Annotated in this window: 19 protein-coding genes; 12 read left to right on the top strand and 7 right to left on the bottom strand. The window is 67.7% G+C overall.

Annotated elements, in window-relative coordinates; genetic code table 11:
• The 9 genes from pstC (at window position 1) to rnt (ending at window position 7,029) form a co-directional block, all read left to right on the top strand.
• Window positions 1-969, top strand: coding sequence for a phosphate ABC transporter permease subunit PstC (gene pstC / locus ACM0PY_RS07110; protein ID WP_061478538.1), 969 nt, complete (start codon window positions 1-3; stop codon window positions 967-969).
• Window positions 969-1,832, top strand: coding sequence for a phosphate ABC transporter permease PstA (pstA, locus tag ACM0PY_RS07105; protein ID WP_005415894.1), 864 nt, complete (start codon window positions 969-971; stop codon window positions 1,830-1,832). The genes pstC and pstA overlap by 1 nt, the downstream gene beginning before the upstream one ends.
• Before the next feature lie 19 nt (window positions 1,833-1,851).
• Window positions 1,852-2,682, top strand: a complete 831-nt coding sequence (gene pstB / locus ACM0PY_RS07100; RefSeq protein ID WP_049411272.1) for a phosphate ABC transporter ATP-binding protein PstB — start codon at window positions 1,852-1,854, stop codon at window positions 2,680-2,682.
• 76 nt (window positions 2,683-2,758) lie between these two features.
• The gene (gene phoU / locus ACM0PY_RS07095) at window positions 2,759-3,466 is read left to right on the top strand and encodes a phosphate signaling complex protein PhoU (protein ID WP_005415893.1); all 708 of its coding nucleotides are present in this window, start codon (window positions 2,759-2,761) and stop codon (window positions 3,464-3,466) included.
• 237 nt (window positions 3,467-3,703) lie between these two features.
• The gene (locus ACM0PY_RS07090; RefSeq protein ID WP_069137970.1) at window positions 3,704-4,057 is read left to right on the top strand and encodes a hypothetical protein; all 354 of its coding nucleotides are present in this window, start codon (window positions 3,704-3,706) and stop codon (window positions 4,055-4,057) included.
• Window positions 4,044-4,919 (top strand): HvfB family MNIO-type RiPP peptide maturase, encoded by an 876-nt coding sequence (locus ACM0PY_RS07085; protein ID WP_134972224.1) that lies wholly within the window; start codon window positions 4,044-4,046, stop codon window positions 4,917-4,919. The genes ACM0PY_RS07090 and ACM0PY_RS07085 overlap by 14 nt, the downstream gene beginning before the upstream one ends.
• On the top strand, window positions 4,912-5,667 hold the full coding sequence (locus tag ACM0PY_RS07080) for an HvfC family RiPP maturation protein (protein ID WP_072166782.1): 756 nt from the start codon (window positions 4,912-4,914) through the stop codon (window positions 5,665-5,667). The genes ACM0PY_RS07085 and ACM0PY_RS07080 overlap by 8 nt, the downstream gene beginning before the upstream one ends.
• Before the next feature lie 25 nt (window positions 5,668-5,692).
• Window positions 5,693-6,214, top strand: a complete 522-nt coding sequence (locus ACM0PY_RS07075; protein WP_061478541.1) for an HvfX family Cu-binding RiPP maturation protein — start codon at window positions 5,693-5,695, stop codon at window positions 6,212-6,214.
• A 230-nt stretch (window positions 6,215-6,444) separates the two neighbouring features.
• On the top strand, window positions 6,445-7,029 hold the full coding sequence (gene rnt / locus ACM0PY_RS07070; protein ID WP_005408782.1) for a ribonuclease T: 585 nt from the start codon (window positions 6,445-6,447) through the stop codon (window positions 7,027-7,029).
• Window positions 7,030-7,229: 200 nt separating this feature from the next.
• Here the strand turns inward: rnt and ACM0PY_RS07065 are convergent, their stop codons facing one another.
• From ACM0PY_RS07065 to ACM0PY_RS07050, 4 genes are all read right to left on the bottom strand, one after another.
• Window positions 7,230-7,427, bottom strand: coding sequence for a hypothetical protein (locus tag ACM0PY_RS07065; RefSeq protein ID WP_495493252.1), 198 nt, complete (start codon window positions 7,425-7,427; stop codon window positions 7,230-7,232).
• Window positions 7,428-7,439: 12 nt separating this feature from the next.
• Window positions 7,440-10,466 (bottom strand): ligand-binding sensor domain-containing diguanylate cyclase, encoded by a 3,027-nt coding sequence (locus ACM0PY_RS07060; protein WP_180885202.1) that lies wholly within the window; start codon window positions 10,464-10,466, stop codon window positions 7,440-7,442.
• A 176-nt stretch (window positions 10,467-10,642) separates the two neighbouring features.
• Window positions 10,643-12,052 carry an ATP-binding protein gene (locus ACM0PY_RS07055; protein WP_053499929.1) on the bottom strand — a complete coding sequence of 470 codons (1,410 nt, stop codon included), beginning with the start codon at window positions 12,050-12,052 and terminating at the stop codon, window positions 10,643-10,645.
• A 6-nt stretch (window positions 12,053-12,058) separates the two neighbouring features.
• Window positions 12,059-12,787 (bottom strand): response regulator, encoded by a 729-nt coding sequence (locus ACM0PY_RS07050; protein WP_005415886.1) that lies wholly within the window; start codon window positions 12,785-12,787, stop codon window positions 12,059-12,061.
• Window positions 12,788-12,991: 204 nt separating this feature from the next.
• On the opposite strand from ACM0PY_RS07050, the gene ACM0PY_RS07045 reads away from it, so the two are divergent.
• Genes ACM0PY_RS07045 through ACM0PY_RS07035 form a run of 3 tightly spaced genes read left to right on the top strand, consistent with a single transcriptional unit; the run spans window position 12,992 to window position 17,624 of the window.
• Window positions 12,992-14,233, top strand: coding sequence for an efflux RND transporter periplasmic adaptor subunit (locus ACM0PY_RS07045; protein WP_180885200.1), 1,242 nt, complete (start codon window positions 12,992-12,994; stop codon window positions 14,231-14,233).
• Entirely contained in the window at window positions 14,230-16,188 is a 1,959-nt protein-coding gene (locus ACM0PY_RS07040; protein WP_180885198.1) for a MacB family efflux pump subunit, read from the top strand. Before ACM0PY_RS07045 ends, ACM0PY_RS07040 begins: the two co-directional genes overlap by 4 nt.
• Window positions 16,185-17,624 (top strand): efflux transporter outer membrane subunit, encoded by a 1,440-nt coding sequence (locus tag ACM0PY_RS07035; protein WP_180885196.1) that lies wholly within the window; start codon window positions 16,185-16,187, stop codon window positions 17,622-17,624. The genes ACM0PY_RS07040 and ACM0PY_RS07035 overlap by 4 nt, the downstream gene beginning before the upstream one ends.
• A gap of 132 nt (window positions 17,625-17,756) precedes the next feature.
• Here the strand turns inward: ACM0PY_RS07035 and rlmB are convergent, their stop codons facing one another.
• From rlmB to rnr, 3 genes are all read right to left on the bottom strand, one after another.
• Window positions 17,757-18,500: a 23S rRNA (guanosine(2251)-2'-O)-methyltransferase RlmB gene (gene rlmB, locus ACM0PY_RS07030; RefSeq protein WP_005408775.1), complete on the bottom strand. Its 744-nt coding sequence runs from the start codon at window positions 18,498-18,500 to the stop codon at window positions 17,757-17,759.
• Between the two features lie 94 nt (window positions 18,501-18,594).
• Complete coding sequence (locus ACM0PY_RS07025) at window positions 18,595-19,077, bottom strand: GFA family protein (protein ID WP_134972479.1); 483 nt, start codon at window positions 19,075-19,077, stop codon at window positions 18,595-18,597.
• Between the two features lie 94 nt (window positions 19,078-19,171).
• Window positions 19,172-21,637, bottom strand: a complete 2,466-nt coding sequence (gene rnr / locus ACM0PY_RS07020; protein ID WP_134972480.1) for a ribonuclease R — start codon at window positions 21,635-21,637, stop codon at window positions 19,172-19,174.
• Between the last annotated feature and the right edge of the window lie 89 nt (window positions 21,638-21,726).

The following is a 21,726-nucleotide window of genomic DNA, read 5'->3' as shown; positions in this document are numbered from 1 at the left end:
ATGAATGCCATCGCCCAGCCTGTAGCCGCCCCGTCCACGCGTGATACGCGTGATGCCCGCAACGACAAACTGTTCCGATGGGTGCTGGTCGGCACCGTCATCTTCGTACTGATCGCCCTGGCCTGCGCCGCGCTGTCGATGCTGTGGGGCGGTCGCCATGCCCTGCAGATGCAGGGACTGAGCTTCTTCTTCTCCGCCGACTGGAATCCGGTCGAAAACAAGTTCGGCGCCCTAGCTCCGATCTACGGCACCCTGGTCACCGCCGTCATCGCGATGGTCATCGCCGTTCCGGTCAGCTTCGGCATCGCCTTCTTCCTCACCGAAGTCGCGCCGCGCTGGCTGCGTGGCCCGGTCGGTACCGCCATCGAACTGCTGGCCGGCATCCCCTCGATCATCTACGGCATGTGGGGCCTGTTCGTGCTGGTGCCAGTGATGACCGAGTACGTCACCCCGTTCCTCAACGAGACCCTGGGCGAATGGCCGGTCATCGGCCCGATGTTCCAGGGCCCGCCGCTGGGCATCGGCATGCTCACCGCCGGTTTCGTGCTGGCCATCATGGTCATTCCGTTCATTTCCTCGGTGATGCGCGAGGTGTTCCTGACCGTGCCCACCCGCCTGAAGGAATCGGCCTACGCGTTGGGCTCCACCAAGTGGGAAGTGAGCTGGGACATCGTCCTGCCCTACACCCGTTCGGCGGTCATCGGCGGCATCTTCCTCGGCCTGGGCCGCGCGCTGGGCGAAACGATGGCGGTGGCCTTCGTGATCGGCAACAGCGTGCGCCTGTCGCCGTCGCTGCTGGAACCGGGCACCACCATCGCCGCGCTGATCGCCAATGATTTCGGCGAAGCCACTGAAACCTACCGTTCGGCCCTGCTGCTGCTCGGCTTCGTCCTCTTCATCGTCACCTTCGTGGTGCTGGCCATCGCCCGCCTGATGCTGATGCGCCTGTCCCGCAAGGAGGGCAACTGATGTCCACCACCGCTGATTCGCTGTACCTGCGCCGCCGCATCGGCAACGTCGTTGCGATCACTGCGTCCTGCGCCACCGCCCTGTTCGGCCTGTTCTTCCTGGGCTGGATCCTGTTCACCCTGGCTGCCAAGGGCCTGGCCGGCATCAACTGGGATCTGTTCACCAAGATGACCCCGCCGCCGATGCAGGACGGCGGCCTCGCCAACGCCTTCTTCGGCAGTGCCGTGATGTGTGCACTGGCCATCGGCATCGGCACCCCGCTGGGCGTGCTGGCCGGTACCTGGCTGGCCGAGTATGGCAACGCCCGCAAGGCCGGCACCGTGGTCCGCTTCGTCAACGACATCCTGCTGTCGGCGCCGTCCATCGTGCTGGGCCTGTTCGTCTACACGCTGTACGTGATGCAGACCGGGGGCAACTTCTCGGCATTCGCCGGCGCCCTGTCGCTGGCCTTCATCGTGCTGCCGGTGGTGGTACGCACCACCGACGAAATGCTGCGCCTGGTGCCCTCGCAGATGCGCGAAGCGGCCCTGTCGCTGGGCATCCCGCAGTGGAAGGTGATCGTGCAGGTGCTGTACCGCAGTGCCTCGGCCGGCATCATCACCGGCATCCTGCTGGCGCTGGCCCGCATTTCCGGCGAGACCGCTCCGCTGCTGTTCACCGCCTTCGGCAACCAGTACTGGAACAACAACATCTTCCAGCCGATGGCTTCGGTGCCGGTGGTGATGAACCAGTTCGCCGGCAGCCCGTATGAATCCTGGCAGGTACTGGCCTGGGCCGGTGCCCTGGTGCTGACTGTCTTCGTGCTGCTGGTCAGCCTTGCCGCCCGCGGCATCCTGCTGCGTAACCGTATCTCCCATGACTGACCTTTCCGTGGATAACGCCATGAACGACCTTTCCAACGCCGTGCCGATGCAGCGCATCGCCGTGCCGTCCTCGCACGAGAGCCTGCACACCCCGGCTCCGGTCAAGCTTGCCGCGCGCGGACTGGACTTCTACTACGACAAGTTCCACGCCCTGAAGGGCATCAACCTGGAAATCCCGGAGAAGCGCGTGACCGCGCTGATCGGTCCTTCCGGTTGCGGCAAATCGACCCTGCTGCGCATCTTCAACCGCATCTACGCGCTGTACCCGAAGCTGGAAGCGCGCGGTGAAGTGCTGCTGGACGGCGAGAACATCCTGTCGCCGAAGTACCCGATGAACCGCCTGCGCAGCAAGGTCGGCATGGTGTTCCAGAAGCCGGTGCCGTTCCCGATGACCATTTTCGAGAACGTGGCCTACGGCATCCGCCACCACGAGAAGCTGAGCAAGGCCGATATGGCCGACCGCGTCGAGCAGGCACTGCGCCAGGGCGCACTGTGGGACGAAGTGAAGGACAAGCTGGGGCAGAGCGCACTGGGCCTGTCCGGTGGCCAGCAGCAGCGCCTGTGCATCGCCCGTGCCGTGGCCCTGCGCCCGTCGGTGCTGCTGCTGGACGAGCCGACCTCGGCGCTGGATCCGATCTCGACCAGCCGCATCGAGCAGCTGGTGGAAGAACTCAAGCACGAGTACACGATCGTGATCGTCACCCACAACATGCAGCAGGCTGCGCGCGTGTCCGACTACACCGCCTTCATGTACCTGGGCGACCTGATCGAGCACGACCGCACCGAAGTGATCTTCTCGCAGCCGTCGCAGCGGCAGACCGAGGACTACATCACCGGTCGCTTCGGCTGAAACCTCAGTCGAGCGTGGCTCGACTCTCCAGACAACGTCTGTCGAGCATGGCTCGACTCTACAGAGCGGAACAACCATGAACCTTCCCAACGACCACATCGTCAAGAGCTACGACGAGGAGCAGCAGCGCCTGGTGGCCGAAATCGTGCGCATGGGCGAGATGGCCGTCGCCCAGCTCGAAGCGGCGATGGACGTGATCGAGAAACGCGACGAGAACGCCGCCCATCGCATCATCGCCAACGACGAAGCGATCGACGCGCTTGAGCAGCAGATCAGCCACGACGTGATGCGCCTGGCGCTGCGTGGACCGATGGCGCGCGACCTGCGCGAGATCCTCGCTGGCCTGCGCATCCCGGCCGACATCGAGCGCATCGGCGACTATGCAGCGAACGTGGCCAAGCGCTCGATCGCGCTGGGCAAGGTCCCGCCGCTGCCGCAGATCCAGGGCCTGCGCGCGCTGGGCCGCCTGGCCGCGCAGCAGGTGCGCCGTGCCATCGCCGCCTACCGCGACAACGATGCCGAGGCCGCACTGGCACTGCGCGAGGACGACGCCCGCCTGGACGCCCAGTACACGGCGCTGTTCCGCGAGCTGCTCACCTACATGATGGAAGACCCGCGCAACATCACCCCGTGCACCCACCTGCTGTTCATGGCCAAGAACCTGGAGCGCGTGGGCGACCACGCCACCAACATCGCCGAGAACGTGTGGTTCCTGGTGCACGGCGAGCAGCCGCTGCCACCGCGTGAGAAGCGCGACGAGACCTCCAGCACCGGCCAGCCCTGACGCTGCACTGCAACACCGGAGTCGACTCCAAGGTGGCCGCTGTCCTGTGACAGCGGCCTTCTTTTTTTGCGGTGTTCCACCCGCGTTGTGGGCGCCGTGCTTGCCCGGCGCAGACCTTCCGGATGCTTCTGTAACAAATCTCACGAAAATTTGAGTTCTTGGCGAGGATTCGTTGAGTAGGATCGCTGCACCATCGTTTCACCCCGGGCACCTGCCCACCACCCAGGAGTAAGACCGATGAGCAGTTCCAACAAGACCCTGTCCCTGCTGACCGCTACCGCCCTGGCCGCCGGCCTGGGCATGACCGCCAGCGCCTCGGCGCTGAGCATGAGCGACCTCGCCCAGGGCTACCTGGTGGCCGGCCAGGCAGCCAAGGCCAGCACCGATGCCAAGGCCGCCGACACCAAGATGGCCGCCGACGCGACCAAGCACGCCGAAGGCAAGTGTGGTGCCGATGGCAAGAGCGGCGAAGGCAAGTGCGGTGCCGACAAGGGCAAGGCTGCCGGCGCAGCGGGCGCCAAGGCCAAGGCCGGCGACACGAAGTCGGCTGAAGGCAAATGCGGCGAAGGCAAGTGCGGTGGCAAGCACTGACGCCCGCGCCAGCCTCGTCCACCCGCGGTCGCCGCTTCGTGCGGCGGCCGCCGGGTTGGGCCTGCGCCGGGCGCTGCTGCAGGACCTGCGTGACGCCCCGGAAGGCGACTTCGACTTCCTCGAATGCGCACCGGAGAACTGGATCCATGTCGGCGGCCCGGCCGGTGATGCCCTGGCCGAACTGGCGCAGCGCCATCCGCTGAGCTGCCACGGCCTGTCGCTGTCGCTGGGCGGCAGTGCACCGCTGGATACCCAGCTGCTGGAACAGGTCGGCCGGTTCCTGGAGAAGCACCGCGTGCCGCTGTACAGCGAGCACCTGAGCTACTGCAGCGACGACGGCCACCTGTACGACCTGCTGCCGATTCCCTTCACCGACGAAGCCGTGCGCCATACCGCGCAGCGCATCAGCCGCGTGCAGGACCTGCTGGGCCGTCGCATCGCAGTGGAGAACGTGTCCTACTACCTGGCACCGGAACCGGCGATGGACGAGCTGGCGTTCACCAATGCGGTGCTCGCCGAAGCCGACTGCGACCTGCTGCTGGACGTCAACAACGTCTACGTCAACGCCTGCAACCACGGCTACGATGCCGATGCCTTCATCGCCGGCCTGCCTGCGCAGCGCATCGTCTGCCTGCATGTGGCCGGTCATCTGGATGAAGCCCCGGACCTGAAAATCGATACCCACGGCAGCGCGGTGATCGATCCGGTCTGGGCGCTGCTGGCACGTACCTATGCACGCATCGGCCCGCGCCCCACCCTGCTCGAACGGGATTTCAATTTCCCGCCTTATGCAGAACTGCAGGGCGAACTGCAGACCATCCGCCGCCTGCAGGCCACGCACGCCGGGATGGCACATGATTGATTCCGCCGACACCCTGCGCGCGCAGCAGCACGCGTTCACCGCACACCTGCGCGACCCGCAGGCGGTACCTGCGCCGGCCGGCCTGGATCCACGCCGGGTCGCGGTATACCGGCACCTGCTGTTCAACAACCTGCTCGGCCTGTTGAGCAACGGTTTCCCGGTCTGCGTGCGCCTGCTTGGCGAACCGGCCTGGAGCGCCCTGGTGCGCCACTACTTCGCCACGCATCGCTGCCAGACACCGCTGTTCACCGAATTGGCCGCTGAATTTGTGCAGTGGCTGCAGGCGCAGCCACAGCTGCCGCACCCGGCATTGGCCGAACTGGCGCACTACGAGTGGGTGGAAACCGCGCTGTACCAGCTGCAGGCCGAACCGCTTCCTGCGCCTGGCGATACTGATCCACTTCGGGTGCCGCTGCGGCGTTCGCCGCTGGCATGGCCGCTGCTGTACCAATGGCCGGTGCACCGTCTCGGTGCAGAGGATGCGCCGACCCAGCCCCTTCCAGAACCCACCGGCCTGCTGGTCCGCCGCGAAGCCGACGGTGAAGTGCGATTCGCCGCGCTCAGCCCGCTGGCGGTACACCTGCTGGCCAGCATCGGCGAACGGCCCGGCCTGGAAGGACAGACGTACCTGCAGCAGCTGGCCACCTCGCACGGCCTGGCCGAAGACGCACTGGCCGAGCCCGGTGCTGCACTGCTGCTGCAGTTCCTGCAGGCCGGCGTGATCGGCCCGCTCGCACCCCCGCCCTGACGCCTCTTCCACTGGAGATCCAACGATGAACCTGCCGCTCCTGGCCGCCGCGCGCGGCCGGCTGGACCGTCTCGCCCCCTGGGTGGCGCCGCTGGGCCTGCGCCTGCTGCTGGCCTGGGAATACTTCGAATCCGGCCGTGAGAAGCTGCACGGCCAGAACTGGTTCGCCGACCTGCAGGACGCCTTCCCGTTCCCGTTCAACCAACTGCCTGCTGCCCTGAACTGGCAGCTGGCCACCTGGTTCGAACTGGTTGGCGCGGCCTGCCTGCTGTTTGGTTTCGGTACCCGCTTCGCCGCCGCCAGCCTGCTGGTGCTGACCGTGGTGGCGACCTATGCGGTGCATTGGCCGATGCAATGGAATTCGCTGGGTGACCTCGCGATGGGGTATGCCATCAGCGACCAGGGCTACGGCAACTTCAAGCTGCCGGTGCTGTTCATGGCCATGCTGCTGCCGCTGATCTTCACTGGCGCCGGCAAGCTGAGCGTGGACGCCTGGTTGGCCCGGTGGCAGCCATCGGTCACGACGGCACGGCCTGCGGTGCGCTAGATGCCGACCATGGTCGGTGCGCCGTGTGCCAACCAAGGTTGGCACCGGAATCCTGAGCGCGCGGTGCCCGGTAGGTGTCGACCTTGGTCGACACACGCCCACGCAGGGAACCCATGCGCAGAAGGCTGGCCGGGCGCTCAGGGTCGCTCTGCTAGAATTCACGCATGACTGACTCCCCCTCCGCACCTGCCGCCGCTCCCGATTCCGCAGTACCCCAGGCGCAGCGCGCGATGTCACAACGCTTCCGCGGCTTCCTGCCGGTGGTGGTGGATGTGGAAACCGGTGGCTTCGACAGCCAGCGCAATGCGCTGCTGGAAATCGCTGCGGTGCCGATCGAGATGGACGAGAACGGCCTGCTCTACCCCGGCCAGACCGCCAGTGCCCACGTGGTCCCGGCCGAGGGCCTGGAAATCGACCCGAAGTCGCTGGAAGTGACCGGCATCATCCTCGACCACCCGTTCCGGCTGGCCAAGGAAGAAAAAGCGGCGTTGGACCACATCTTCACTCCGGTGCGTGCGGCGATGAAGAAGTACGGCTGCCAGCGCGCGATCCTGGTGGGCCACAACGCGCATTTCGACCTCGGCTTCGTCAACGCGGCCGTGGCCCGCACCGGCCACAAGCGCAACCCGTTCCATCCGTTCAGCGTGTTCGACACGGTCACCCTGGCCGGTATCGCCTACGGCCAGACCGTGCTGGCGCGTGCGGCCACCGCCGCCGGGCTGGGTTGGGATGCCAACGAGGCACACAGCGCGGTGTATGACACCGAGCAGACCGCGCGGCTGTTCTGCACCATCGCCAACGCCTGGCCGCGGTGAAGCGGCCAACGGCGGAGCCCCTCGTGGCGTGAAGCGAATCATCAGTTGGGCCGGACGGGTGGACTGCGCAGGGGACGCTGCAAGTACGTCCATGTAAGCTCGGTCGCCGCTTGCTCGTGTGCGCTGTCCTGCGCACACGGCAAGACCGGGGTTGGGCATCCGGCCCAACCCGCCCGAGGCATGCCTCAGGCCCATGCGGCTCACGCCCCTGCGCAGCCCACCCGTCCGGCCACGGACACGTTGCTGGGTGCCACGGAAAGATCAGAAAGCAGGAGCAACAGCGGATCGCTGCGCTCGTTGGGGCTGCCGACGACCTCTGTGGTGGGTACTCCTTTGGTGGGTGCCGACCATTGGTCGGCACCGCCGGTTGGTGCGGCACTCCAGTAGATCCACGCCATGCGTGGATGCGATCAACCGATGCTCGTGCGATCGCGGCCGTCGCTCTTGGCGCGGTACAGCGCGCGGTCGGCGCGCTGGTACAGCAGTGCCGGGGTGCGGTCGTCGGCATCCAGCTCTACCAGGCCCGCGCTGAAGGTGACACGCAGGCCCGCCACGCCGCCCCAATCGGGATGGTCATGGAACAGGCCACGCAGGCGCGCGCACAGCTGTGCGGCTTCCTCCAGGCGGGTGTCGTTGAGCAGCAGCGCGAACTCTTCGCCGCCGGTGCGCGCCGGCAGGTCGGAGTCGCGGCAGGCCGCTGCGATCAATGACGCCACCTGCACCAGCACGGCATCGCCGATGCTGTGGCTGTGGCGGTCGTTGACCTCCTTGAAGTGATCGATGTCGAGCACCACCAGGCACAGCGGATGACCACTGCGCTGTGACCGGGCGAAGTCACGCGCCAGCGTTTCGTCGAAGGCGCGGCGATTGGCCAGGCCGGTCAGGGCATCCTCGCGGGCCTGCCGCTCGAAGGCTTCGGCCTGGCGCGCCAGGCGCTCGGCCAGTTCGGTCTTTTCCTGGTTCAGCGCCTGCAGGTGCACCGTCTTGGCCTGCAGGTCGAAGGTCGCTTCGTCCACCCGCCGTGCCAGGCGCAGGTTGCTGGCCTTCAGCTGCTGCAGCAGCAGCCGGTACAGCGCCACCAGGCCAGCCAGCAGCAGCATCCCCACCAGCACCTGCACGCTGCGGCGCTGCCACCAGAACGGCTCCACGGTGAAGCTCCACACCGCCTCCTGTTGGCCCCAGCTGCCGCCGGGATGGGCGGCCGCCACATGCAGGGTGTAGTCGCCCGGCGGCAGGCCGACGAACTCAACGCTGCGCTGTGGGCCGCGCTCGACCCAGCCGGCATCCAGCCCGTCCAGCCGCGTGCGGTAGCGGATCCGGTCAGACATCAGGTAGCTCAGGCCGACATAACTCACCGCCAACCGGCGCCCCCCTGGAATATGGTTGCGATCCGGCCCTTCCCAATGCACCGGCGCGCCATCCACCTGCACGCTCTCGATCGCGGCCGGCGGCGATGGCCGCTCGCGGAAACGCTGCAGGCGCTGCGGGTCGACCGTGCTCAGGCCGCCTGCGGTGACCACCCAGAACGTGCCGTCCTGGCGCAGGATCGCCGATGGGCTGGAGCTGCCGTTGGCCTGTGCATTGGCCATGCCGTCGATCTCGTTGTAACGCTCCACCCCCACCCGCGGCGTGCGGCCATCGGCCACGGCGTTGAGGGTGGCCATATCGGTGCGCAGCACGCCGCGATTGCTGCTGATCCACACATTGCCAAGGCGATCCGGCACCAGCTGGAACACCGCATCCACCGGCATGCCCTGCTCCAGGCCGACCCGTGCCAGCCTGCCGTTGCGCCAGCGGTAAAGGCCGCGATCACTGCTGATCCACATCACGTCGCCCAGCTGGTGGAAGCCGAACACGCTGCGGCCACCGCCCAGCGGCGCCAGGTCGATCGACTGCACGTGGTCGCCGCGCAGCACGCGGATGCCTTCGATGGTGCCGATCCACAGGTTGCCCTGATGGTCATGCTCAAGCGCGGTGATCAGGCCGCCGGGCATGCCCGGCACGTTCGAGACCTGCACATGGTCGCCGTCGATGCGCACCACGCCCTTCTGCGTGCCAGCCCAGACCACGCCCTGGGAATCAACGCTGATCGCACGGATGTTGCCACCCGGCATGCCGTCGGCTGCCGCGTAGTTGTGGCGCAGGTGGCCGTCGCGGCCGAGCCGGTAGACCCCATCGCCGAAGGTGCCCACCCACAGATCACCATCCGGCCCCTGCGCCAGGCTCAGGACGGACGGTGCCTTGCCACCGCGGTTGTGCAGCGGCACGGCACGGAACCGGCCATCCGGCGTCTGCAGGTCCAAGCCACTGGCGCTGCCGACCCACAGCTGGCGATCTCGATCCTCGAATACCGTGCGCACGTAGTCGCCACTGAGCCCATCGCGCTCGGTGTAGCTGCTGAACAGCGTTTCGCGCAGGCGATAGAGCCCGCCGTTGGCGCCCACCCAGATGCTGCCTTCGGCATCCTCGCGCAGGCTGACCACGCGTCCGCCCGGCAGGTTCAGGCCGGCCGGCAGTCGCTCCAGGCCATGTGCGGAGATGCGCAGCAGGCCCTGGTTCTCGGTGCCCAGCCACAGGTCACCGTGCCGGTCCTGCAGCATCGAGGTCATGTGCAGCTGGCCCGGCAGGCGGTGCACCAGCACCAGCTGGTCATCCTCCACCCGGTACAGGCGCTCACCGGCGACGATCCACAACGCGCCATCCGGCGCACGGTAGGGCCACGACAGGCCACTGCCGGCACCCAGCCCCCATGCGGCGGGGGCGCGCTTGAGCACGCCATCGTTGTCGCGCAGCACCAGCCCGTCCAGCGTACCGACCCAGACCCGGTCCTGCGCGTCGACCACCAGCCTGGTGAAGCTCATCGCCATCGGCAGGTCCGCCGCCGGCGCCTGGTAGACAATGCCGCTGTCCGGCGTCAGGTAGCCGATGCCCTTGCCTTCGTACAGCAGCCACAGCCGGCCCTGGCTGTCCATCTGCATGGACTGGATCAGCACCTGCGGCGTATCGGCCTGGTGCTCCCAGACCCGCCATTGGCCATCACTGCCACGGTGGCTGACGTTGCCGCGCGAATCACTGATCCACAGTCCGCCCTGGCGGTCGACGAACAGGGCGCCGATGCCGTTGTCGCGCAGGCCCGGGCGCGTGCTGCGGTCGAACACGGTGAAGTCCAGGCCGTTGTAGCGCACCAGCCCTTCCCAGGTGGCGAACCAGAGATGGCCTTCCGGCGTCTGCGCGATGTCGCGCAGCGAGTTGTGCGGCAGGCCGTTGCGCGAGGTCCATACATCGATGGCGTAGTCGCGCAGCGGGGGCGCGCCTTCCTGCGCAGCCAACGGCAGCGCAAGGGCCAGCAGCAGCCACAACAGGCCCTGCCGCAGTGCCCGCCTGAATCCTGATGCGCGGCGCTCCACCCAGCGCCTCTTGTCCCCCTGCCCGTCCATCACCGCAGCGGCGGCGGCCAGGTGCGGCTGCAGGACGCGGCAGCGTGCGGGAACAGCCAGGCAGCGTGCAATGGCATGCCGGCAGGAACGGGCTGGCTCATCGGGGGGAGACTGGGGAGATGCGCAGATGATAGGCCAAACCCCGGCCCCGGCGTCACCGTCCGCAGCGCACCGACTCAGCCGGCGCGGCCGGGCGCCACCACCTGGGCACTGGCAGGCCACTGCACCACCGCCTCCAGGCCACCTTCGGCCCGGTTGCGCAGCCACAGCCGGGCGCCGTCCTTCTCGGCCAGGGCGCGCGCGATGGTAAGGCCCAGGCCGGCCCCGCCGGTTTCGCGCGAACGCGAGGTCTCCACCCGCACGAACGGATCGAACACCGCCTCCAGCTGCTCTTCGGCCAGGCCCGGGCCGTCATCGGCCACCACCACGGTAATTGCACCGCCGCTCCGCTCAACCCGCACCCGTGCCCGCTGCGCGTACATCACCGCGTTGTCCACCAGGTTGGAGAACAGCCGGTGCATGGCCAACGGACGCAGCATCAGCACCGAACCACTGCCCCCTTCGAAGACCACATCACCGCCGCCTTCGGCGGCGTCCTCGACAATGCTCTCCAGCAGCGAATCCAGGTCCAGTGCGGCGCGCTGCTCGGCACTCTCGGCGCTGCGCGCCAGTTCCAGGCCCTCGCGCACCAGCGCCTGCATCGCCGCCAGGTCGCCGATCAGGCGCTCACGCAGGGCCTCGTCGCTGACATTCTCCAGGCGCAGGCGCAGCCGTGTCAGCGGCGTCTGCAGGTCGTGGGTGATCGCCGCCAGCATCTGCGTGCGTTCGGCCAGGTGCCGCTGCAGGCGATGCTGCATGGCGTTGAAGGCTTCGGCGGCACGCTGCACTTCGCGCGGCCCGCGCAGTGGCAACGGGTCGCGCTGCAGGTCATCGCCAAGGTCTTCTGCGGCTGCGGCCAGTTCCTGCAGCGGCGCGCTGGCCATGCGCGCGACGATATAGGCCAGCACGGCAATCGCCAGCACCAGCAGGGTCAGGAACCATGGGTCCACGGCGAGGATGCCGTTGTGCGCCACCGCCGGCGAGTCCAGCGCCAGCTTCAGCAGCGTGCCGTCGTTGAGGGTCACGTCCACTGCACGGCATTTGGGCGGGATGAACGCGGGGTCGCGTTCGCGCGGCGGCCGCCGGTGGCCCGGCGGCGGCGGCGGCAGCAGCTCCTGCAGTTTGGGAATGCAGGAGCGGAACGAAGCGAAGTGCACGTGCGCGCGCGACACCGGCCCGGGGCGGTCTTCCAGCACTTCCATCAGCGCCGTGTCGGCACGCCCCAGGCGTGCGCCCGGCTGCAGCGCGCGCACGCTCGGCCCGCCGATCGCCAGCAGGCGCTCGCGCAGCTCCGGATTGCCGTCCAGCAGGTTGACATAGCCCTGCAGGCGGTCGGCGATGCGGTTCAGGTTCTGCCGCTCGAACTCCTGCTGGCGCTTGGAGGTGGCCAGCATGGTCGCGCCGATCGCAGCCACCGCCATGCCCAGCAGCAGGATCACGAACAACCGCCCGACCATCGAGGACAGGAAATGGCGCAGGCGCTTCATCGCGGTCTATTCCAGGTTGACCGACGAGGCCAGCACGTAGCCTTCGTTGCGCACGGTCTTGATCAGTCCATCCGGGCCACCATCGTCGCCCAGCTTGTTGCGCAGGCGGCTGACCTGCAGGTCGATCGCGCGGTCCTGAGCCTCGTAGTTGCGGCCACTGCTGAGCGCGACCAGCTGCTCGCGCGACAGCACCTTGTTGGCGTGGGCGATGAACACCCGCAGCAGGCGGAACTCGGCGCCGGACAGCACCACCACGCGGCCATCCGGATCGACCAGGTGGCGATGCTCCAGGTCGAATACCCAGCGCGAGAAACGCGCGCGGCGTACCGCCAGCGGTTCCAGGTTGGCCGGCAGCGCCTCGGTCCGGCGCAGCACGTTGCGGATGCGCGCCAGCAGCTCGCGCGGCTCGAACGGCTTGGCCAGGTAGTCGTCGGCGCCCATTTCCAGGCCCAGCACGCGGTCGATCGGCTCGGCGCGCGCGGTCAGCATGATCACCGGCGTGTTCGAACGCGCACGCAGGTCACGGCACAGGGTCAGACCATCCTCGCGCGGCAGGTTGAGGTCCAGCACGATCAGGTCCACGTGCTCGCGGTCCAGCAGCTGGCGCATGGCGGTGCCATCGGCCGCAGTGCTCACCTGGTAGCCGGCGCGGCCGAGCTGCTCGGCCAGCAGCGTGCGGATGTCGTTGTCGTCGTCGACGATCAGCAGTCGATGCATCGGGTTTTCAGTCTCCATGTCGCGATCATCCCGTGTCGGCAGCTGAACCGCATCCGGGGCAATGCGTACCAGTGTATCCACCCGCGGGCGGGATACCTGTGGTTACGCCTGTTCACCGACAGTGTTACATACAGACATACCCCGAGGATTGAGCCGTCCATCGCCCGGTCTTCACAATGCCCACCAACGCCGCCCTCGCGGCCTCGAGAGTGAAGCCACGACGTGACGTTCCGCCTGCTGCCAGCGACCCGCCGGAGTCGCCTGATGCTGATCGCCCTGCTCGCCCTGATCGTCGCCGCGACCGCCTGGTGGCTGCTGCGCAAGCCCGCCGCCCCGGCGGTGGCAACCTCGCCGGTCAGCCGCGGTGACATCGAACAAACGGTGGATGCCACTGGCGTGATCGACGCCTACAAGCTGGTCAGCGTCGGCGCGCAGGCCTCGGGCCAGATCAAATCGCTGAAGGTACAGCTGGGCGACACCGTGAAGGAAGGCGACCTGATCGCCGAGATCGATGCCACCACCCAGCAGAACCAGGTGCTCAACGCGCAGGCCTCGCTGGACCAGGTCATCGCCCAGCGCGCGGTGCAGCAAGCCACCCTGCGCCAGGCCGAACTGGAGTTCGCGCGCCAGCAGCAGATGCTGGCCGCCGAGGCCACCTCGCGCCAGGAATACGATGCCGCCGAAGCACAGCTGAAGACTGCCCGCGCCCAGCTGCAGTCCTACGAGGCGCAGATCAAGGGCCGCGAAACCGAGCTGGGCACCGCCCGCGCCAACCTGGCCTACACCCGCATCACCGCGCCGATGGACGGCACCGTGGTCGCGGTGGTGGCCGAGGAAGGCCGTACCGTGAACGCCAACCAGACCGCACCGACCATCGTCATGCTGGCGCGGCTGGACGTGGTCACCGTCAATGCCGAGATCTCCGAGGCCGACGTGGTCAAGATCAAGCCCGGCATGCCGGTGTACTTCACCACCCTGGGCGACCCGGACCGCAAGTATCACGCCACGCTGCGCCAGATCAATCCGGCGCCGGCCTCGATCGCCAACGAAAGCTCCTCCAGCTCCAGCAGTTCGTCCAGTTCCAGTTCCAGCAGTGCGGTCTACTACAACGCGCTGTTTGATGTGGAAAACCCGGACGGCACGCTGCGCATCGACATGACCGCGCAGGTCTCGGTGCTGCTCAAGCAGGCCAAGGGCGTGCTGATGGTGCCGGCGGTGGCACTGGGGCCGAAGCGCCGTGGCGATGAGCGGATGGTGCGGGTGCTGGACGACGAGGGCCAACCGCAGCCGCGCAAGGTCACCGTGGGCATCAACAACGGCGCCTCGGCCGAGATCCTGTCCGGCCTGAAGGAAGGCGAGCGCGTGGTGGTCGGCGAAGCCGCTGCGGCCGGTGCAAGCGCCGGCGGCGGCAACCGCGGCGGCATGCAGATGCGGGTGGGCGGCCCGGGCATGGGGCGCCGATGAGCACGACGGCGCCGCTGCTGCGCCTGCGCGACCTGCGACGTGAATTCCCTGCCGGCGACGATGTGATCGCCGTACTGCGCGACGTGAACCTCGACATCCACGCCGGCGAGATGGTCGCCATCGTCGGCCAGTCCGGCTCGGGCAAGTCGACGCTGATGAACATCCTCGGCTGCCTCGACCGTCCCACCCGCGGCAGCTACCAGGTGGCCGGCCGCGAAACCGGAAAGATGGAGCCGGACGAACTGGCCGAACTGCGCCGCGAGCATTTTGGTTTCATCTTCCAGCGCTACCACCTGCTCGGCGACCTCGACGCGCGCGGCAATGTGGAAGTGTCGGCCGTGTATGCCGGCAGTCCCGGGCCGGTGCGCAACGCGCGTGCCGAGCAACTGCTGCGGCGGCTGGGGCTGGGCGACCGCATGCATCACAAGCCAGGCCAGCTTTCCGGTGGCCAGCAGCAGCGCGTGTCGATCGCACGCGCCCTGATGAACGGCGGCGAGGTGATCCTGGCCGACGAACCAACAGGCGCGCTGGATACGAAATCCGGTGAGGAAGTGATGGCGATCCTCGGCGAACTGCATGCCGAAGGCCACACCATCATCATCGTCACCCACGACATGAGCGTGGCCCAGCACGCACAGCGCATCATCGAGATCCGCGATGGCGAGATCATTGCCGACCGCGCCAATCCGGATGCGCCGAGTTACCGCGCCCAGCGCGAAGCCAGTACCGGCGTCACCCACGGCAACAGCTGGCGGGCGGCCCGCGACCGCTTCACCGAAGCGTTCCGCATGGCGCTGCTGGCGATGAACGCCCATCGCCTGCGCACCTTCCTGACCATGCTCGGCATCATCATCGGCATCGCCTCGGTGGTCTCGGTGGTGGCCCTGGGCAACGGCTCGCAGCAGCAGATCCTGCAGAACATCAGCGCGCTCGGCACCAATACCATCGACGTCTACCCCGGCCGCGGTTTTGGCGACATGCGCTCGGCGCGGGTGCAGACGCTCAAGGCCAGCGATGCCGATGCACTGGCGAAGCAGAGTTACGTGGACAGCGCCACCCCCAGCGTGTCGACCTCGGTCACCGCGCGTTATCGCAACCAGTCTTCCACTGCGCAGGTCAGCGGCGTCGGCGAGCAGTTCTTCCGGGTCAAGGGCGTGACTCTGCTCAGTGGCAGCTTCTTCGATGCCGATGCAGTCAAGGGCCTGGGCCAGGTGGCGGTAATCGACGAGAACACCCAGACCCAGTTCTTCCCCGATGTCGACCCGGTCGGACAGGTGATCCTGCTCGGCAACGTGCCGGCACGCGTGGTCGGCGTGGCCAAGCGCCAGAGTTTCGGCTTCGGTGGCAGCACCAGCCTCAGCGTGTGGGTGCCCTACACCACGGTGATGTCGCGCATGCTCGGCCAGAGCCATGTCTCCAGCATCACCGTGCGCGTGGACGACAACACACCGATGGATGCCGCTCAGGAAGCGATCACCCGCCTGCTGACGATGCGCCACGGCACCGAGGATTTCTTCCTCAGCAACAGCGCCGAGATCCGCGACACCATCGAACAGACCACGCGCACGATGACCCTGCTGATCGGCGCCATCGCCGCCATCGCGCTGCTGGTCGGCGGCATCGGCGTGATGAACATCATGCTGGTGTCGGTGACCGAGCGCACCCGAGAGATCGGGGTGCGCATGGCCGTCGGTGCACGACAAAGTGATATCCGCCAGCAGTTCCTGATCGAAGCGGTGCTGGTGTGCCTGCTCGGTGGCGTGCTCGGCATCGGCCTGGCCCTGCTGCTGGGCTCGATGATCGGCCGCTTCGCCAGCGACTTCCAGGTGCTGTTCTCCACCGCCTCGATTGTTGCCGCCTTCGCCTGCTCGACCCTGATCGGCGTGGCATTCGGCTTCCTGCCCGCGCGCAACGCCGCGCAGCTCGACCCGGTAGAGGCCCTGGCACGCGAATGAAGATGATGACCCGACTGCCCTTCCCTGCCCCCTCGCGCCGGCTGCTGGCGGGTGCCGTTCTGCTCGCCCTGTCTGGCTGCACCTCTGTCGGCCGCTTTCCGGTGGCCGATCCCGACGTGGCGGCCCAGTATGGGCGTGGCGATGCCACCCTCAACGCACCGGCCGACGACCCGCGCAGCAGCCTGGACACACCGGGCCACGACATCCGCCAGGACACCTGGTGGACCGGCTTCGGCGACGAGCGCCTGGACCGCCTGGTGGCGCAGGCGCTGGCCGCCAACAGCGACCTGGCCGCCGCCGGCCTGGCCGTGCAGCGTTCGCGCTTGCAGGCCGGCCTGGCCAGCAACGCGCTGTGGCCGCAGCCTTCGTCATCGGGCGTCAACGGCAATGCCAGCCGCGCCACCGACCAGGCCGACGAATGGCGCCGCAGCTACTCCACCGGCGTATCGCTGGGCTGGGAGGTGGATCTGTGGGGACGCCTGCGCACCCAGCGCGACATCGCCCGCTGGGAAGCCGAAGCCAGCGAGGAAGACCGGCAGAATACCGCCCTGCTGGTGATCAGCGACACCATCACCCAGTACTGGAACCTGGCCTACCTGAACCAGTCGATCGCCACCGGCCAGGCCAACCTGGAGCGGCTGGAGCGCACCCGCGAACTGGTGCAGGCCCGCTTCGACGCCGGTGCGGTATCGCGCCTGGAAGTGCGCCAGGCGCTGCAGAACCTGCAATCGCAGCGCGCCTCGCAGAGCGCGCTGGAACAGCAGCGGGTGGAGGTGCGCAACGCACTGGCCGTGCTGCTGGACGGCACGCCCTGGCCCCAGCAGGACGAACCCCGGGACCTGCTGGGCGCACACAGCCCGCGCATTGTCGAGGGGCTGCCGGCCGACCTGCTCGGCCGCCGCCCCGACCTGCGTGCGGCAGAACTCCGCCTGCGCAACAGCCTGAAGACCATCAGGGTCACCGCCACCCAGTACTACCCGGCGCTGAGCCTGACCGGCAGCCTCGGTTCCAGTGCGGCCTCGCTGGGCGATGTACTGCGCAATCCGGTGGCCACGCTGGGTGCCGGCCTGTCGCTGCCATTCCTCAACCTGCAGCGCGCGCAGCTGGATACCGATATCGCCGGCACCAGCTATCAGATCGCCGCGACCAATTTCCGCAAGACGCTGTACACCGCGCTCTCGGAAGTGGACAACGCCCTGTCCGCGCGCGAGCAGCTGGCGCGCCAGGTCGCTGCCTCGCAGGCTTCGTACGAGGAAGCGGTGGAAGTGGAGCGCGCGCAGGAAGTGCGTTATCGCGTGGGTGCTACCGATCTGCGCACCTGGCTGGAAGCGCAGCAGACGCGGCGCGATGCCGAGCTGTCGCTGGCGCGCGTGCGCCAGGGCCAGCTGAACAACGACGTGACCCTGTTCAAGGCACTGGGTGGCAGCGCGGGCTGAGGCGGCAAGAGCGCCAACCAAGGTTGGCGACTACCGGTAGGTGTCGACCTTGGTCGACACGGCACATGGAAAAGGGGTCGGATCCCTCGCCTGCGGAGAGGGATCTGACCCCGATCACGTCGCGCCGGCGGATCAACCGCGCTGGCGCACGGCCTCGAACAGGCTGACGCCTGCGGCGACGGAAACATTCAGACTCTCGATCTCGCCCGGCATCGGGATCTTGACCAGGCCATCGCAGTTCTCGCGGGTCAGGCGGCGCAGGCCATCGGCCTCGCCGCCCAGCACCAGCGCGATGTTGCCCTTCAGGTCCAGCTGGTACAGCGACGCGGTGGCCTCACCGGCCAGACCGTAGATCCACACGCCCTGCTTCTGCAGGTCCTTCAGGCAGCGCGACAGGTTGGTTACCGCCACCACCGGGATGAGGTCGGCGGCGCCGGCCGAGGTCTTGCGCACGGTGGCGTTGACCGTGGCCGACTTGTCCTTGGGGATGATCACTGCAGTCGCACCGGCCGCAGCGGCCGAGCGCAGGCAGGCACCCAGATTGTGCGGGTCCTGCACCTCGTCCAGCACCAGCAGCAGCGCCTTGCCCTCGGCCGCAGTGACAAGGCCTTCCAGCTCGTTCTCGCTGTAGGTGCGGGCGGCGGCATAGCGCGCGGCCACGCCCTGGTGGCGCACCGAGCCGCCCACACCGTCCAGCGCCTGGCTGTTCACCTTGCGCACGTCGATGCCCTTGCGGCGGGCGTTTTCCTCGATCTCGGTCAGGCGCGGGTTCTTCGCTCCGGCCTCGACCAGCACTTCGCGGACGTTCTCGGCGTCGTTCTCGATGGAGGAGGCGACGGCGTTGACGCCGACGATCCACTGGCTGTTCTTGCTCATGCGGGCGGGGACCGGAAAGGGGGTGGCTATGGTAGAGCATCGGCGGCGGCCGCGCTTCAAGGCCGCCGAGCATGGGCTCGGCTCTACACAAACCTCACCGGCTGCGCGGTGGCCAGTGCGGCGTGTCGTGGTCGGGGTGCTGGTGGGACACGATCGTGGCCAGGAAGTCCAGGGCCGCGATGTCCTGCTCGGTACGCCGTACCGCCAGGCTGGCCAGGCTGTCGACGAAGGGCAGCTTGCGTTCGACCCCGTACTGGATCGTCGGAGGCAGGCGTTCGGGTTCGTCGAACGCGCCAGCAGCTACCGCCACGCCATCGGGCGCTTCGTAGGTCAATGGCGTGCCGCAGTCGGCGCAGAAGCCACGCCGCACCACGTTGGACGACTGGAAATAGCGCGGCTGGCCGCGGGTCCAGCTGAACTGCACACCGCGTACCGACACCAGCGGCGCGTAGTAGGCGCCGAAGGCCTTCTGGCACATGCGGCAGTGGCAGATCGAGCTGTCGGTCAGCGCGCCACGCACGTGGAAGCGGATCGCGCCGCACTGGCAGCCGCCGCTGTATTCGGATTGGCCTTGCATGCGATGTCTCCTGGTGGTGCCGGCCGCTGGCCGGCAACCCGTCGGTGCCGAGGGTGCCATGGATGCCGGCCAGCGGCCGGCACTACCACGGTCATCAATAGTTCTCTTTCTTCCGCTTGGCCGGCTTGCCCCGCTCAGGCAGCGGCGGCAGCCCGTCACCCTCGTCCTCGCCCTTGTGTTCGACCAGCCGGAAGTCGATCTTGCGCTCTTCCATGCTGGCCTTCAGCACCAGGATGCGCACGCGGTCGCCCAGCCGGTAGCTGCCGCCGCGGCGCTCGCCGGTCAGCGTCTTGCGGGTCGCGTCGAACTTGTAATAGTCCTGCGGCAGCTGGGTCACGTGGACCAGGCCCTGCACCTTCGACTCGTCCAGTTCCACGAACAGGCCGAAGCTGGTCACGCCGCTGATCACGCCGTCGAACTGGCCGCCCACGTGCTTTTCCATCCACGCCGCGCGGTAACGCTCGTCGACCTCGCGCTCGGCCTCGTCGGCACGGCGCTCACGCTCGGAACACTGCAGCGCCAGCGCGGCCATCTCGCGGGCGTTGTAGGTGAACTTGTCCAGCGGCTTGCCGGACAGCGCATGCTTGATCGCGCGGTGCACCAGCAGGTCGGGATAGCGACGGATCGGCGAGGTGAAGTGCGCGTAGGCCTCCAGCGCCAGGCCGAAGTGGCCGTGATTCTCCGGGCTGTAGATCGCCAGGCTCTGGCTGCGCAGCAGCACCGACTCCAGCAGCGTCGCATCAGGGCGGTCGCGGATCTTCTTCAGCAGTTTGGTGTAGTCACCCGGGCGCACCTTCGACCACGGCGGCAGGCTCAGCTTGAACTCCTTGAGGAATTCCAGCAGGTCGGCGTACTTGGTTTCCGGCGGCTTCTCGTGGATGCGGTACGGCGCCGGCACATGGCGCGACAGCAGGTATTTCGCCGCCTCCACGTTGGCCGCGATCATGCATTCCTCGATCAGCTTGTGCGCGTCGTTGCGCACCAGCATGCCGGCCTGGGTGACTTCACCGCGATTGTCCAGCACGAAGCGCACTTCGCTGCTTTCGAATTCGATGGCACCGCGCTTGGCGCGTGCCTTGGACAGCACCTTGTACAGCTGGTGCAGGCGCTGCACCTGCGGCAGCAGGTCGCCCATCCAGGCCTTGGTATCGGCATCGTCCTCGCCGACCGCCTTCCACACCTGGGTGTAGGTCAGGCGCGCGTGCGAATTCATCACCGCCTCGTAGAAGCGCGAATGCGTGACTAGGCCATCGCGGTCGATCTGCATGTCGCAGACGAAGCACATGCGGTCGACTTTCGGCATCAGCGAGCAGATGCCGTTGGACAGCGTTTCCGGCAGCATCGGCACCACGAAGCCCGGGAAGTACACCGAGGTGGCGCGCTTCTGCGCTTCCTCATCCAGCGGCGTACCGGGGCGCACGTAGTTGGAGACATCGGCAATGGCCACCACCAGGCGGAAGCCATCGGCATTTGGCTCGCAGTACACCGCGTCGTCGAAGTCCTTGGCATCCTCACCATCGATGGTGACCAGCGGCGTGCTGCGCAGGTCGACACGGTCGCCGATCATCGCCGGCTCAACCACCAGCGGCACCGATGCGGCTTCGTCCAGCACCTCCTGCGGGAACTCGAACGGCAGCTCGTGACCGTGGATGGCGGTCTCCACCACCAGCGACGCGGTCAGCTTGTCGCCCAGCACGGCGATGATGCGGCCGATCGGCGGGCGGCGGCTGTCCGGGGCCTGGGTCAGTTCGCAGACCACCAGCTGGCCGTCGCGCGCGCCACCGGTCTGGTCCGGCGGCACCTGCACGTTGCGCTGCACGCGCTTGTCATCGGGCACCACGTAGTTGATGCCCATCTCGATGCTGAAGCGGCCGATCAGGCGGGTCATGCCGCGTTCGAGCACGCGCGCAATGCTGCCCTCGCGACGGCCCCGGTGATCGATGCCGGTCACGCGGGCGAGCACCTTGTCGCCGTGCATCACCTTGCGCATTTCATACGGCGGCAGGAACAGGTCGTCGCCGCCCTCGACCGGACGCAGGAAACCGAACCCTTCCGGGTTGGCGATCACCACGCCGGTGACCAGGTTCAACGTCTGGATCGGGGCGAAACCGCCGCGGCGGTTCTGCACCAGTTGGCCATCGCGGACCATGGCACCAAGCCGGCGCGACAGCGCCTCGGCCCGATCCGGTGCGGTCAGGCCCAGGCGTGCACCCAGTTCCTCGGCGGTCTGCGGCCCTTCGCAACGCTCCAGCAGGGCCAGGATGGCCTCGCGGCTGGCGATGGGCTGTTCGTATTTCTCGGCTTCGCGGGCGGCATAGGGATCGTCGATCACCTTGCCGGTCGGCGGCAGCTTGCGGCGCGGGGCCGGGCCGGGTGCTGCCGCATCAGCGGTGCGGACCTTGCGGCCGCGTGGCGGCGCACCGCCTTCATTCAATTCGGGGAACCAGCCTGGCAGTGGCTTGCCCGGCTTGGTGGTGCGGGCTGCGCCCGCCTTGGGGCCCTTGTTGGGGCCTTGGCTGCGGGACTTGCTCCCGCCCTTGCTTGGTTTTTTGGTAGTCATCGCCCTACATGGTAGCCGTTGACGGCGTGCAGAACGGGTCAGCGCCCGCCCTGGAGGCGTTGGATGAAATAATTTCAGGAAGTCGTTGA

The organism is Stenotrophomonas sp. BR163 (genome assembly GCF_047520985.2).
In the GTDB taxonomy this organism is placed as follows: Bacteria; Pseudomonadota; Gammaproteobacteria; order Xanthomonadales; family Xanthomonadaceae; genus Stenotrophomonas; species Stenotrophomonas sepilia.
This window is presented reverse-complemented; position numbering and strand designations above follow the sequence as displayed.

What these genes read in the sequence shown, in the direction of transcription:
- ACM0PY_RS07060 (WP_180885202.1), bottom strand. Translation starts at nt 10,466, where the DNA reads ATGGACGGGCAGGGGGACAAGAGGCGCTGGGTGGAGCGCCGCGCATCA.
- ACM0PY_RS07025 (WP_134972479.1), bottom strand. Translation starts at nt 19,077, where the DNA reads ATGCAAGGCCAATCCGAATACAGCGGCGGCTGCCAGTGCGGCGCGATC.
- ACM0PY_RS07035 (WP_180885196.1), top strand. Translation starts at nt 16,185, where the DNA reads ATGAAGATGATGACCCGACTGCCCTTCCCTGCCCCCTCGCGCCGGCTG.
- phoU (WP_005415893.1), top strand. Translation starts at nt 2,759, where the DNA reads ATGAACCTTCCCAACGACCACATCGTCAAGAGCTACGACGAGGAGCAG.
- rlmB (WP_005408775.1), bottom strand. Translation starts at nt 18,500, where the DNA reads ATGAGCAAGAACAGCCAGTGGATCGTCGGCGTCAACGCCGTCGCCTCC.
- ACM0PY_RS07075 (WP_061478541.1), top strand. Translation starts at nt 5,693, where the DNA reads ATGAACCTGCCGCTCCTGGCCGCCGCGCGCGGCCGGCTGGACCGTCTC.
- ACM0PY_RS07090 (WP_069137970.1), top strand. Translation starts at nt 3,704, where the DNA reads ATGAGCAGTTCCAACAAGACCCTGTCCCTGCTGACCGCTACCGCCCTG.
- pstC (WP_061478538.1), top strand. Translation starts at nt 1, where the DNA reads ATGAATGCCATCGCCCAGCCTGTAGCCGCCCCGTCCACGCGTGATACG.
- ACM0PY_RS07080 (WP_072166782.1), top strand. Translation starts at nt 4,912, where the DNA reads ATGATTGATTCCGCCGACACCCTGCGCGCGCAGCAGCACGCGTTCACC.
- ACM0PY_RS07055 (WP_053499929.1), bottom strand. Translation starts at nt 12,052, where the DNA reads ATGAAGCGCCTGCGCCATTTCCTGTCCTCGATGGTCGGGCGGTTGTTC.
- rnt (WP_005408782.1), top strand. Translation starts at nt 6,445, where the DNA reads ATGTCACAACGCTTCCGCGGCTTCCTGCCGGTGGTGGTGGATGTGGAA.
- ACM0PY_RS07040 (WP_180885198.1), top strand. Translation starts at nt 14,230, where the DNA reads ATGAGCACGACGGCGCCGCTGCTGCGCCTGCGCGACCTGCGACGTGAA.
- pstA (WP_005415894.1), top strand. Translation starts at nt 969, where the DNA reads ATGTCCACCACCGCTGATTCGCTGTACCTGCGCCGCCGCATCGGCAAC.
- ACM0PY_RS07050 (WP_005415886.1), bottom strand. Translation starts at nt 12,787, where the DNA reads ATGGAGACTGAAAACCCGATGCATCGACTGCTGATCGTCGACGACGAC.
- pstB (WP_049411272.1), top strand. Translation starts at nt 1,852, where the DNA reads ATGAACGACCTTTCCAACGCCGTGCCGATGCAGCGCATCGCCGTGCCG.
- rnr (WP_134972480.1), bottom strand. Translation starts at nt 21,637, where the DNA reads ATGACTACCAAAAAACCAAGCAAGGGCGGGAGCAAGTCCCGCAGCCAA.
- ACM0PY_RS07065 (WP_495493252.1), bottom strand. Translation starts at nt 7,427, where the DNA reads ATGGCGTGGATCTACTGGAGTGCCGCACCAACCGGCGGTGCCGACCAA.